The organism is Nicoliella sp. ESL1149 (assembly GCF_058107265.1).
Map to the genome: position 1 here is coordinate 1 of NZ_JBYLUE010000004.1, position 14,397 is coordinate 14,397.

At 40.6% G+C, this 14,397-nt stretch carries 6 protein-coding genes, 1 tRNA gene and 1 pseudogene; all 8 read right to left on the reverse strand.

Going from position 1 to position 14,397, the window contains the following annotated elements; all coding sequences use genetic code 11:
* Positions 1-1,037: 1,037 nt before the first annotated feature.
* Positions 1,038-2,210: an aminotransferase class I/II-fold pyridoxal phosphate-dependent enzyme gene (locus tag AC3B6G_RS06405; protein ID WP_489848448.1), complete on the reverse strand. Its 1,173-nt coding sequence runs from the start codon at positions 2,208-2,210 to the stop codon at positions 1,038-1,040.
* Positions 2,211-2,381: 171 nt separating this feature from the next.
* Positions 2,382-3,347: a ketopantoate reductase family protein gene (locus tag AC3B6G_RS06410; RefSeq protein ID WP_489848449.1), complete on the reverse strand. Its 966-nt coding sequence runs from the start codon at positions 3,345-3,347 to the stop codon at positions 2,382-2,384.
* Between the two features lie 838 nt (positions 3,348-4,185).
* Positions 4,186-4,923 carry a hypothetical protein gene (locus AC3B6G_RS06415; protein ID WP_489849545.1) on the reverse strand — a complete coding sequence of 246 codons (738 nt, stop codon included), beginning with the start codon at positions 4,921-4,923 and terminating at the stop codon, positions 4,186-4,188.
* 499 nt (positions 4,924-5,422) lie between these two features.
* Positions 5,423-6,567, reverse strand: a pseudogene (locus AC3B6G_RS06420) (NAD(P)-dependent alcohol dehydrogenase).
* 159 nt (positions 6,568-6,726) lie between these two features.
* Entirely contained in the window at positions 6,727-7,005 is a 279-nt protein-coding gene (locus AC3B6G_RS06425; protein ID WP_489849543.1) for a hypothetical protein, read from the reverse strand.
* A gap of 173 nt (positions 7,006-7,178) precedes the next feature.
* Positions 7,179-7,251 (reverse strand) — tRNA-His (locus tag AC3B6G_RS06430).
* A 369-nt stretch (positions 7,252-7,620) separates the two neighbouring features.
* Complete coding sequence (locus tag AC3B6G_RS06435; RefSeq protein WP_489848454.1) at positions 7,621-11,697, reverse strand: DUF5776 domain-containing protein; 4,077 nt, start codon at positions 11,695-11,697, stop codon at positions 7,621-7,623.
* 1,270 nt (positions 11,698-12,967) lie between these two features.
* Positions 12,968-14,008, reverse strand: a complete 1,041-nt coding sequence (locus tag AC3B6G_RS06440; protein WP_489849588.1) for a hypothetical protein — start codon at positions 14,006-14,008, stop codon at positions 12,968-12,970.
* Positions 14,009-14,397: the final 389 nt, after the last annotated feature.

The window sequence follows — 14,397 nt, forward strand, 5'->3', positions numbered from 1 at the left end:
ACCGTCAAAAGGCCCAGGGAGACGACTTCGATGAGATGTCATGTATCTTGAAAGTGCCATCCCTTAAAACTACGATCATTCATCCCTGTTTCAACGGCATTCCTATCTCACGATTACATACTAACAGTGACATAGGATAAAAATAACGTTAAATGATTAATAATAATGACGTTTGGTTATGTTTTTATATATATAATGTACAAACTTATTAACAAAATTTTTTAAATAGATCTATTATTATTGATTAATTAAGATGTTTTACTATTGTTAATATTACTGTGATAACAACATTTAAGACATTATTTAGACTATTCAGGATACAAATAGAGTCCTCATTCATTGTTTTGTTGTATAGTTTATTTGTTTTTTGTTTTATTAAGTTAAAGTAAAATATATCAACTTACATTTTTTTATAAATGTTAAATAAAAAAGATAAATCCTGGGAATCTAATCCCGTGAGATTTATCTTTAACTCTTAGCCAGTTATTCAACTGATTCATAATTCCTTAAGCATCTTCATAATAGTTCTTTTATTTAGAAAACGCAAGTGACATCCCTAATAAAATATAAAATAAATAAATAGATTCATCTGTTGAAAATACAATACCATTAATTCGTTAGCTGACAAGTATTTTTACTTGTCAGCTAATTACTTTTTGAAATAAAAAAAGATAAGTCCTGGGCAACTGAGCCCGTGAGACTTATCTAAATACCTTAGCCAGTTATTCAACTGATTCATAATTCCTTAAGTATCTTTATAGTAGTCCATTTATTTATAAAATGCAAGTAAATCTAAGTCTAATTTAAATTAATTATTTAAATTAGATATATCAAGCATACCCTCCAAAAATGAATCATTATATATTTTTAATTAGAGCATAAAAAAGATAGATTCTGGGAACTTAATCCCGTGAAATCTATCTAAACATCTTAGCCAGTTATTCAACTGATTCATAATTCCTTAAGCATCTTTATAATAGTTCTTTTACTAAGATAATGCAAGGACATTCGTAAATTAATTTATTTTTTCATCTCAACTAATTATTATCAACGAACTGTTGAATCTGTGCAACTACTTTTTTAAGATCATCACTACTAGCGGCATAACTAAAACGAAGATAACCTTCTCCACCAGGTCCAAAGATTACCCCCGGCATGACACCAACTTTAGCTTCTTTAGCTAGCCGTAATGCAAATGCGACACTATCATGGCCATATTTAGCAGGGATCTTTGCGAAGATGTAAAAAGCCCCTGTTGGTTCAGGACTTAAAAAACCGGCTTTCGTTAAACCATCCCGTAACAAAGCTCTTCGTTTAAGATAAGCTCGCTTCATTGGTTCAGCATCATCTTCACCATGTAAGAATGCCTCACTAGCCGCATATTCTGCATTATTAGTTGCATGAGTCGTGATTAAAGTATGAACCGCATTAATTTTTTTGATCAATGGAGCCGGACCACAGATCAAACCGATTCTCCAGCCAGTCATTGCGAACGTTTTTGAAGCTCCATTTAAAAGAATCGTTTGTTCTGGCAGGATCTTAGCGATTGAAAAATGAGGTTCATCGTAAGTCATTTCACTATAGATCTCATCACTGATCAAGAAGATATTATGTTTTTTAATCACATTGGCTAGCGCTGTTAACTGGTCTTTAGTATAGGTATTGCCGACTGGATTGTTAGGATAATTAATGATCACTGCTTTGGCTTTAGGATGGTCTTTTAAGGCCGTATTTAATCGCTCTGGGGTCAAAATGAAGTCATCTTTTGCGGTATTGATAAAGATCGGTTCACCACCGCAAAAATTGATATTAGCCGCATAGAGTGGATATGTTGGGGTAGGAACGATGACTTCATCTCCGGGGTTCAATAGAGTCGTAAAAACATCATGGATTCCTTCTGCTACCCCTACCGTTGTAATGATCTGATCATCTGGATCATAATCAAGGTCATATTTATCGTGAAGAAATTTAGCAGCGTTGACCCGTAATGGTTCGATACCCAGCGAATCAGTATAATGACTTTGGTCATCATTGATTGCTTGGATGGCAGCTGATTTAATGTGTTCTGGCGTCGGAAAATCTGGTTCCCCATAAGTAAGTGAGATCAGTCCTGGAATATTAGCGATTCGCATATTAAAATCAACGATTTGATTTGATTGCATCGTTTGCACTTTTTGATTCAAATGTTGTAATTGTTGTTTTAGATCCATCAATGATTCCCTCCTTCTGCAAGGCCCTTTTTAAATGTTTCCACAATTAGGCATCCCCATCGTTAAATTCAATCTAACAGCTAAACTATTCGTTAGAACCATCATCTCAAAAGGATGCCGCCTAGAGAAAGCCTCACTAAACATTTCAATAAATGCATAATTAGCTTGAACTTATTTAGCTTGGTCTCCGCGAATTTGATGCAATTTTTCTGCCAAGTGAACTAATCCAATTGCGAACTTATGATTATGTGCAATATAGCCATGCTTAAGGCCTAAGCGATAAATATAGCCATTAATGTATTCAACTTCGGTTGGTCGGTCAGTTACCAGATCTTGGTACATTGAAGGATAATGTTCTGGATTAACGTCATGGGCAGTATGATAGATTACTTGCCATTCTTCTTCACGCGTATTCAATAGTTCGATCCCAGCTCGTTCACAAACATCGAACGCTTCATTAATCAGGTCGATACTCATCGATTTAGCTGAAGGCGCTTCGATGAATTCACCATAGGCACATTGGAAACTAGTGGAAAGACTGTTCAAGACGGAATTGAAGATGACTTTAGACAATAACGTTCCCATGAAATTAGTATGGATACTAGCGTTCAATCCTGCTTCAGTAAATTCTTTAGCAATTTCTTTAGTCGTAGCATCAACTTTTTCGGTTTGATTAGCTAGATTACAGGAACCAGTCCCTTTTTTCGCTACATAATCAACATCCCCAGGTTTAGTTAAGATACTACCGATCAAAGCAGTTCCCCCGATCACATGTTGTTTAGGGAAATATTGATCGATCTTTTCAATATGACCCATCCCATTCATTAAAGTGACCGCATATTGGTCATCATTGAAGAAATGAGCACAACGTTTAAGCATTTCTGACAGACCGATCTGTTTGGTAAATGGGATCACAACATCAGGATGCCCATGATATTCTTCAGGATAATAAATATTGTCGATCGGAACTAAATGACGTCCTTGGCCTCGGCGAGAAACGTAAACACCATGTTGTTTCCTGATCGTTTCAACTTGAGGTTCCCAAGTATCGATAAAGTCAACTTGATACCCTACTTCTTGTAATAATGTTCCAAAATGAAGGCCCATGCCCCCAGCACCTAAAATTGCGTATTTCATCGTTCAACATCCTTTCTTGGTCAACGTTATTTAAAAATATGATCACAACTAAGTTGATCGTATAAGTATTGATAACACACTGAATATATTCCTGATTACCTTAATTTCGTAAAAAACAAAAAACCCCGCTTCTAAATTAATAGAAACGGGGTAACCGTGGTACCATTCTAATTCAGATACAGTTCAAGCTGCATCCCTCACTAACGTCTAACAACGCGTGCACTAGTAATGAAGTGCCAAGCCATCATTGCCTCATTGACAATGCCAAATCACAACCCATCTTCATTCGTCCGCTTCGATCGTCTCACAGCCAGTGACGATTTTCTGGACCCACAGAACGAATTACTCTGCTGCTCATTTTGTTTAATTACGAAATTAATTAATATATATTCTAGGCCAAAAGAAAATAAAGTCAATTATTTTAATAAAAAGCCTTTAATTAAATTTGGAGCGTTCTTAATTATTAATATTGTAAATTTTGATAGCTGACAAGTAAAATTACTTGTCAGTCGTTGCTTTTTAAAATAAAAAAAGATAAGTCCTGGGCAACTGAGCCCGTGAGACTTATCTAAACATCTTAGCCAATTATTTAACTGATTCATAATTCCTTAAGCATCTTCATAATAAATCATTTTTAACTTTGTTGCAAGTTTTTAGTTAATTTGTTTTGTTATTTTTGTTTATTTAAAGTTAAAGTAAAATATAATTAATTACAATTATATAATTATAAATCAAAAATTATCGCCTTTATTATTCCTTACCATTCCAATCTAGTTCTTCCAAATAAAAAACGACCAATATTTTTACATTGATCGTTTTTTTATTGAATCTAATTTGATTAATAATTAGATGGAACTAGACCGCCACTTACGACCCATCCCTTAAGTGTATGATGTAACGAGTCAATCTGATAATAGGTATTGCCATCATTTGTCTTAGCAATTCTTTGCACTCTAAATCGTGCGCCTTGTTTAGCTAATTGATTCACATCAACTTGATTTGAAATGATCTTGGCACCGTTCAATGCACTAGGTTTATTAAACACGCGTGCTTTACCATTCAAAACGTGGTTATAGTTATGATCATTGATCATCTTTATATTAGTGATCTTAACTTTAATAAAAGCATTCGTAACGATTGGAGCAGCTTTGATCCCATCAGCACGAATCCATCCCCAAACACTGTGATGTTGAGAAACCACCTTATAATAGAAGGTCCCATCATTAGTTCGTGCCACTTGATAAGTCATGAAACGAGCTCCTTGATTGATCAACTTATTCACATCAGCTCCATTGGAAATCAATTTGGCATTCGCTAACCCACTAGGCCGGTCAAAGATCCATCGCATCCCAGTCAAACTCTTGTTATAGGTTTGATGAGCAAGTTTATGTTGAGCTACGATCTTTAAATTGTTATTAGATCGAACAATATTATTGGCACCACTATTAGAACTGTTAGTTTTCTTACTAGTCGTAATAGTAATTTTAGTATTAGCACTAGCAGGTAATACTCCCCCTACTATAAAAAATAATAAGACACTTACCAATAGACATATTTTAGTAATTTTCTTTCCCATAATTAAGACTCCATCCATATATAAAAATAGCTTTATTGGACTTATCGTATATCCTTTCATCTGACCTACCCACATAGTCAGAACTGATCATGGGACTCAAAATATTTTTCCTACCAGTTAGTAACATGCTTTATAATAACAATTTTTACTTCTAAGGTACAAACGTTTTAAAAGTGTCACCCATCAATAACATCGATTTACAAATTTTAATCTCATTTTTTGATGTTCGAATTAGTTACTAGACCTATTATTCATGGCTATGAACAATTTTTGAGCGAACAGCTTTTTTCATCAAATAACTTTTAAAAAAAGTGACAAACCATTCTTTTTATCCCATTCGTAATAGCAACACTTTTTATCCGTATGCATCCCGATACTTTTTTAGTTGCAAATCATAACTTTTAACAATAAAAAAGCTTACTGGAATTCACCAATAAGCTTTTTGCTTTCGTCCAATTACGAAATGAAATTTTTACTCTTGAACGATTTTAATTTTTAATTATTTTCCAGGAACATAGTCCTTGTCGATGATCAAAATTGGTTTAATAACAGAGCCATCGTTAGAAGCTTTATCGGCTTCATTAATGTCTTTAAAATCAAAAGTCTTTTCCAACGTATCAAATGGGAAGTTCCCTGCTTGCCAGAATTCGATCAATTTCTTGATCGTAATTTGAGGAACTGCATTACCCATTAAGACCCCATCAATATGTTTTTGACTAGCTTCAAGATCAGTCCATGGGTTAACGGTCATACTATGTTGAGTAACTGCTAATGGCGCAAAATGACCACCAGGAGCTAAGGCTGTCACACATTCTTCTTGTAACTTAGTCAAACCAGTCGTATCAACAACATAATCTGCACCTAAGCCATCAGTAAGATCTTGAACCGCTTTGATCCAATCGGTCTTCGCATTATTGATCACATCGGTTGCTCCTAACTTCTTAGCAACTTCCAACCGGGCATCATGGTGGTTAACACCAATTATCTTAGAACAACCCATGATCTTAGCAGCCATTAAAGCACCGAGACCAACAGCTCCAGTTCCCATGATAACGATCGAAGAACCAGGAGCTGGTTTCAAAGCGTTGAAGATAGTTCCAGCACCGGTAACAAAACCACAACCTAAAGGTCCTACCTTACGAAGATCGATATCCTTAGGAACCTTGATAATATTACGGTCGTTAACGATCGTTTCAGTCGTAAAACTAGATTGATCAAAGAAATTCGAAATAGGTGAACCATCTTTGGCAAAGAAAGCATGTTTACCGTTTGCACGAACTCCACAAGCATTCAATTTACCCCAGTTCACACAACTAGCTGGAAAACCAGCAAGACAGTTCTTACAAGTTCCATCATAAGCATAACTTAGAACAACATGATCACCGGCTTCGATACCCTTGACATCGTTACCAACTTTTTCAACGATCCCAGCCCCTTCATGTCCAGCAATTGCAGGATAAGGGAAGGTCCCAGTTTGTCCATCAACATCTCCGTTCCGGACAGTTTCATCAGTATGACAGATCCCAGAAGCGACCATGTGAACGAGCACTTCATTGCTATCTAATTCATCATCTAAATCACTTTTTCTAACTTAAAGGCGGCGTTACGTTCATCAACGACGGCTGCGGTAATTTCTTTCTTCATTCTATTCCACTCCTTTTCACGATCATCGGGAGACTATCAAAACTTAGTTTCTCGAACTACCCTTAATATATTCTTTTCCCATTTAAAAGCAATCATTTAGTCTAAAAAGATGCTTTATTTTCCATAAAGCTAGTGCTAACTTAAATTATTTAGTTTTGATTAGGAACTAGTTAATTTGAGCCGTGGTAAATATAATTTGTCAGGTCCTGCTAGATCATGTTTTCGTTTTAAGTACCCCTGCGCTTCTAAACGATCCATGATCTGGACACACTGAACTACAGATACTTCCAACTGATGACTAAGTTCTTCCATTGGGTATGTAATGAAAGCTTCTTCCGGATGCATATATCGATAAGCTAAGCGCATCCGTTCCTCCAAACACCCCAACACATAAGCCGCTCGAATATCCCCATGTTCCATAATGTATTTTAAATCCATCCTGCTCCACCTCTTTTAATAGCACATAGGATTAAATACGTAGAAAAGAACATAAGTTGATGTGAAATGTTTTTTTATTATTTATTTTTTTATTTTTAAGTTAAAGTAAAATATTATAAATATACATGTAAAATGACACAAAAAAAGCATCCCTTTTCAGGAATGCCTACTTAGGCGGTATGTGGGAATCGAACCCACGCGTGCTGGATCCACAAACCAGTGTGTTAACCCCTTCACCAATACCGCCATATCATTATTAACAAGATATTATTGTAGCTTATTTTAAGAGTCCCGTCAAATCTATGAATATACTAAAGGTCAAATTATCATGCTCATTAATAATGATAAAATTATTTTATATTGACTAATAATATGAAAAATAGTCTAATTTTCTGCTAAAAATCGCTCTATTCATCTCTAAATTCATATTAAAGTAAATAATACTATTAAGATAATTATTCCTTGTTGAGGGAATTTTATTAACATTTTAATTAGTTTTATTTTTATATAAGTTAAAGTAAATAAGTATTATATTCATTTTATAATACTATCTATATAGAACACAAAAAAAGACATCCCCTTTTGGAGATGTCTTTTTTAATTAATCAGAAGTGATTAAAGTAATGATTTAACGCACTTCTTATTACTGGTAATGTAACGTCCATCGCTAAGATAGAAACGAGTAATGGTACCTTGTCTTACCGTCTTAACGATCTTGAACTTACGTCCCTTAGCAACCCATTTACCTTTATCGCTAAAGTCTTTGGTTGAATGGATTTGGATTCCACCACGTTTAGTAACTTTGACTAATCTAACTTTATCAGCCTTTTCGTAGTAAACATCGTGAAGATGTACATTAGCGAGAATGTACTTACCATTTGCTAATTTGTAGAACGTCTTACCATTCTTTGTGATCTTGCCAACAACTCTGAATACCTTGGCATCAGCAAGTTTTTCAGCCTTGTAATAAGCACCCTTAGCACTCTTAAGATCAGGTTGACTGTAAAGTTGAACCCCACGAGTACTGTAAAGATGTTTAGTTACAGGAACTAACTTGTCTGCAGCAGAGCTTGCGTTCGATGAAGCAGAACTAGCATTACTACCGTTAGAAGCACTACTGTTACCACCATTCGAAGCGCTAGAAGCACTTGAACTAGCATGACTACTGTTGGATGATGCAGCACTGGAGCCATTGGAACTAGAGTTACTACCGTTAGAAGCAGAACTTGAACCGTTATTAGAACCAGAGTTACCACCATTTGAAGTAGAGCCAGAACCATTGGATCCTGAGTTACCACCATTGGAAGCAGAACCGGAACCATTGGATCCTGAGTTACCACCATTGGAGGCAGAACCGGAACCATTGGAACTAGAACTGGATGGAGTAGCTGAGCTTCCGTTCGATGAAGCAGAACTGGAATTAGAACTGCTGGATGATGCGGAACTAGCGTGACTACTGTTGGATGATGCAGAACTAGAACTGGAGCTACTGGATGATGCGGAACTAGCATGACTACTGTTAGATGAAGCGGAGCTAGAACTGGAACTGCTGGATGATGCAGAGCTAGAACTACTGGATGATGCGGAGCTCTTTGCGGATGCACTTGAAGCAGAAGATGCAATTGATTTAGCAGTTGATTCTGCAGTAGCTGCACTAGATGCAATTGAAGCTTCAGATTTAGCAGCAGATGATGCTACTGAAATAGCAATATTAGCAGCTGAAACATCCTTGATTTGAGCAGCGTATGAAGCAGCAACATTATTTTCAGATTCTAGTTGAGCTATTTCACCCTTAGCTTGATATGACTTAGCAAGTGATTGAGCAGATTGCATAGCACTTTGAGCACTTGCATTAGAAACTGCTTGTGCCTTTACAGAATTACCTTCTCTATCAGCAGCAGATGCGTACTTAGATGCTGCAATTGAAGCAGCACTAAACTTAGCAGCTTCTGAACTAGCAGCAGCACTAGCACTAGCAATGATCGAATCATAGTTAGTAGCGGAACTAGCAGCGGATGCACTGGATGAAGTTGCACCGAATGTCCGAACAGCACCGAAGCCTTGAGTTGCGGAAACTGTTTGAGCATCGTTGTCATCACCCATTCTGTCGAAATCATCCCCATCAGTAACAGTAACATTGTTAATACCAGCAAATAATGAAGCAATGATACTATTTGCATCGGCACTAACTTGAGCAGCGTGGTCATTTCCAGAACTAACGATTGAATTAGTATTGGCCATGATGGAGTTAGCAACACTAACGTTGTTTGAAGCAACGGAAGCGGCACTAGCAACAATGCTCATTGGAACATCGATACCAGCAGCAGCATCGGAAACTGCCTTAGCAGCATCAGAAGCCTTAACTGTTTCACCATTCGTAGCACTAGCAGCACTAGCAGCCATGGAAGTGAACATGTTAACATTTGCAGAGTCACCTTCAACACTGGCAGCTAATCTAGCAGCATTGTTATCACCGCTTTGATAAGCATTAACAGCATCTTTGGCAGCATCATTAGCAGCTGTAACAGCTGATTGAGCACTGTTGTTATTAGCAACAGTACTTGCAACCAAGTTCAATGCGCTAGCATAAGCTTGGCTAGCAACGACCGTAGCGGAACTAGCAGCAGTCGTCAAGTTGTTGATCCGAGCGTTAGCACTATCAGCAGCAGCTTTAGCACTAGCAACCACAACGTTTTGTTGACTATTAGCAGCAAAACCACTCAACAAGTTGATGTTAGCTTGAGCTTGACCAGCAGTGGTGATCATACTTTGATAACCAGCACTAGCTTGGTTAGCGTAACTACCAGCAAGACTAGCAGAAGCACTAGCAGCACTAACACTTAATGAACCAGCAGCAGCCTTACTGTCAGCAGCGCTCTTAACGTTGTTAACAGCAGCAACTTCAGAGTTGATCTCGTTAACGATTTGATCAGCCTTGACCTTGTCAGTAGCAGTTCTGGTATTCAACTTAACAGCACTTGTAGCTAATGAGTTGACGTTAGAACCACCAGAATGACTACCATCAGTAGCAACACTAGCAACAGCGGAGTTAACAGCTGTTTGTGATTCAGCAGCACTTAAAGCATTCATAGCGTAACTAGCTTGCTTCAAGTAAGCATCCCCTAAGACGTTGTTACCAAATGCGTAAGCCATGGAAGCTTGAGCAGCATTCTTATCAACTAAGGAAGCAGCTTGACTTGCCAAAGCAGCATTGATAGCAGCATCATTAGCAGCTTGATCAGCCCGACTAGCATTGGAACTAGTCTTTTGAGCTTCTTGACTAGCTTGGTTAGCTAATGCGGAAGCGCTATTAGCAGCGTTAGAAGCATTAGAAGCAAGACTAGCTAAGGAAGCATTACCAGGGAACAAGTTGGCATCGCTTTGAACTGCGGCAGCACTTTGTTGTGCTTGAGCAGCTTCACTAGCCATTTGACTAGCAACGACACTGGCCATCTTAGCGTAGCTATCAGCAGCATCGGCGTTCATGCGAGCACCAGAAGCATTTGCACTAGCAGATGCGTTCATTGCAGCAGCACTAGCAATTGGAGTATTGGCAGCACTACTACCGGCATTAGCAGAAGCAGAAGTTAAGCTATCAGCACTAACGAGGTCAGCCACAGCCTTGGAAGCAGCAATTGAAGCATTGGCTTCATCACTGTTTGCAGAGGCAGCAGCAAGACTAGCAGTCTTAACAGCGGAAGTCATAGTAGACATTGCGCTGCGTGAGTTGAGCTTGTAAGCACTAGTTACAACACTAGCAGCACTGTTCAACAATGAATCGTAAGTTTCAGTTAATGAAACGTTACCTTCAGCACGAGCTGATTGTTCAGCACTAGCATACTTGGAAGCATCATCAGCAGCAGAACTACCGATCAAGTAATTTTGAACAGCCGCACTAGCAGCAACACTACCAACTAAGGAAGCACCGTTAGCCCGAGCAGATTCTTGTTCAGCTAATTGATCAGCAGCACTAGCTAAGCTGACTTGTTGTTCAGCATCACTAGCAAGTCCAGCGATAACAGCATTATCACTTTCGTTGACTGCAGCAGCCTTAGCAGCTTGACTAGCAGCACTCATTGCTAAGCTGACGTAACTTCTAGAAGCACTAGCAGCTTCGCTAGTAGCAATGGAGTAACTGTTAAGATCATTAGACATGCTGTTGACACTATCGATGATAGCACTATCAGCACTATTAGCACTGGATGCGGCAGATGAAGCACTAGCAGCGGATGAAGCACCACTGGTTTGAGCCTTAGCAGCTTGGCTAATTGCCTTGCTTGCGCTGTTAGCAGCGGAAGCAGCGGAACTAGCAATGCTCTTATCACTTTGAGCAGCACTATTAGCAGATTCAGCAGCAGAACGATCAGCACTAGCAGTACTACTATCGGCACTAGCCTTACTATCAGCGGAACTAGCAATTGCAGCAGCGGATGAAGCACCAGAAGCATCTCCATGAGCAGCAGCAGAACTAGCAGCCTTAGCAGCGGAACTGGCAATGCTTGCAGCATTAGAAGCATCACTAGCAGCAGAGTTAGCATCACTAGCAGCAGAACTAGCAGTTGAAGCAGCAGAACTAGCATCTGAGTTAGCACTATCGGCATCAGAAGCAGCGGAACTGATTACATCAGCAGCACTACTGATGACGCTGTTAGCAGGGTTGTTAGAAGCCATGCTTGCAGCACTGGAACTCATTGAATCGGTCTTAGAAGCAATGGAGTTCGTTGCAGATGATGCGGAACCAGCAGAACTAGCAGCTCTGGATGCAGCGGAAGCATCTGATTTAGCACCAGAAGCATCACTAGCAGCCTTAGAAGCATCACTAGCAGCGGAGTTAGCAGCATTGCTTGCACCACTTGTAGCGGAACTAGCATCGCTAGCGGCCTTAGAAGCGGCGGAACTAGCAGCGTTAGAAGCACTGGATGCTTCACTAGCAGCAGAACTTGCATCACTAGCAGCCTTAGAGGCAGCAGAGCTTTCACTCGATGCCTTAGAAGCAGCACTCGATGCAGCAGAAGCAGCACTCGATGCAGCGGAACTTGCACTCGATGCGATCGAAGCGGCACTGGATGCAGCGGAACTGTCACCACTTTGGGCAGCAGAACTAGCGGCAGAAGCAGCACTCGATGCTTGACTAGCAGCGGAGCTGGCAGCACTGGATGCGGAACTGGCATCACTAGCAGCGCTTGAAGCAGCGGAGGCAGCACTTGAAGCATCGCTGTTATCACTAGCAGCCTTGCTTGCAGCACTGGATGCCTTCGAAGCAGCGGAACTGGCTTGACTAGCAGCAGAACTGGCGGCACTGTTACCAGAAGCAGCAGAGGCAGCAGAACTGGCTTGACTAGCAGCAGAACTTGCTCCAGAAGCAGCAGAACTGGCATTGCTTGCGGCACTGGATGCAGCACTGGAGTTGCTTGAAGCACCAGAAGCAGCGGAGCTGGCACCACTATTTGCAGAACTAGCAGCGGAACTGTTGGAACTTGCGGAACTAGCATCACTAGCAGCAGAACTTGCTGACTTAGCAGCGGAACTGGCTTGACTAGCATCACTAGCAGCACTTGAAGCAGTTGAACTTGCACTAGATGCAATTGAAGCAGCCTTAGAAGCATCACTAGCAGCAGAACTAGCATCGCTAGCATGTGAACTAGCAGCACTGGCAGCACTGGATGCAGCACTAGCAGCGGAACTAGCTTCACTAGCGTGCTTGCTTGCATCACTAGCGGCACTAGATGCAGCAGAACTGTTACCACTTTGAGCAGCAGAACTTGCGGCACTAGAATCACTGGATGCTTGACTTGCGGCGGAACTAGCTTGACTAGCAGCAGAGCTGGCAGCACTGGATTCACTAGATGCTTGACTAGCATCTGAACTAGCAGCACTAGAATCACTAGATGCTTGACTAGCAGCAGATGAAGCAGTTGAAGCAGCGCTGGATGCCTTCGAAGCAGCAGAACTGGCAGCACTGTTACCAGAAGCACCAGAAGCAGCCTTGGAAGCATCTAGCAGCGGAACTTGCTCCAGAAGCAGCAGAACTGGCAGCACTCGATGCACTTGAAGTTGCACTCGATGCTGAGTTAGCACTCGATGCAGCCTTAGAAGCACCACTGTTATTAGAAGCAGCACTGGATGCAGCAGAACTTGCGGATGAAGCATCGCTAGATGCCTTTGAAGCATTGCTTGCAGCGGAACTAGCTTGAGCAGCAGAACTTACGTCAGCACTAACTTGACTATCTAAGCTCTTAGCCTTGGCTTGATCAGCGATTGCAGCCTTAGCAGCACTTTGAGCAGTTGAAGTTGCACTATCAGCAGTCGTCTTAGCATCACTAGCAGCATTGATAACGGCGTTAGCAGCATTAGCGTAACTAGTTGCTTGACTGATGAAGTTAGCAGCAGAGCCCATGTTACCAGCACTCATTGCGGAGTTAGCTTGACTGATAAAGATCGAAGCATTGTTAGCATTGGAACTAGCAACGACGGAAGCACTATCAGCAACACTAGCAGCAGAACTAGCAACGATGTAAGCGGAACTGGCAGCAGCGTTTTGAGCATCGGCATCGTTCTTAACAGAGTTCATAGCAGATGAAGCACTGTTCAAATCACTAGCAGCACTTGAGATCGTAGCATTGCTTGGATTACCAGCAACGATACTGCTCATCGTAGTACTTTGTGAAGTAACATCGGCAGAGTAACTAGTTACTGCCGTGTCAGCACTGGATGCTTGGCTAGCAGCAATACTTGCCTTCGTAGCATCGTCATTTGCAGCGGATGCAAACTTAGATGTTTGAGCAGAAGCATTTGATGCTTCGGAACTAGCAGCACTAGCAGCACTTGAAGCAGCACTGTTACCACCATTAGCGGCACTGGATGCAGCAGCAGATGCACTAGCTTCATAACTAGCAGCAGCACTTTCATCAGCGATGGCCTTAGAAGCAGCGATCGAAGCAACTGTAGTAGCAGAAGCAGCGATTACTGATTGAGCATTCGCATTAGCTTCGTAACTCTTCAATGAAGCAGCGGAAGCAACCGCTTGATCATTAAGAGCACTACCTAATGTTTCGTTACCAGCATTGTAAGCGCTAGCGGCTTGACTAGCTAAGCTAGTAACATTGACTGCTCCGGCAGAAGCAGCAGCATTATCACTATCAGCCTTAACAGCTGCGGCACTGGCAGCAGTTGCGGCATTAGATGCTTTAGCAGCTTGACTTTGTGCATCAGCGTTGTAACTAGCAACGGCTGAAGCAGCAGAACTAGCAGCAGAGTTAGCACTGTTTACGGCACTGTTTTGAGTATTAGCAGCAGCGTAACTTGAAGCAATGGCAGCTTGACTAGTTGCTAAACTATTGTAACCAGCAGTTACACTAGCAGCGGAACTAGCTTCAGCAGCGTAGCTTTCAG

Bases quoted from the DNA above. Each gene is read 5' to 3' on its own strand.
- AC3B6G_RS06405 (WP_489848448.1), bottom strand. From the start codon at position 2,210: ATGGATCTAAAACAACAATTACAACATTTGAATCAAAAAGTGCAAACG.
- AC3B6G_RS06410 (WP_489848449.1), bottom strand. From the start codon at position 3,347: ATGAAATACGCAATTTTAGGTGCTGGGGGCATGGGCCTTCATTTTGGA.
- AC3B6G_RS06415 (WP_489849545.1), bottom strand. From the start codon at position 4,923: ATGGGAAAGAAAATTACTAAAATATGTCTATTGGTAAGTGTCTTATTA.
- AC3B6G_RS06425 (WP_489849543.1), bottom strand. From the start codon at position 7,005: ATGGATTTAAAATACATTATGGAACATGGGGATATTCGAGCGGCTTAT.
- AC3B6G_RS06435 (WP_489848454.1), bottom strand. From the start codon at position 11,697: ATGAGTTCCAGTGCTGCAAGCATGGCTTCTAACAACCCTGCTAACAGC.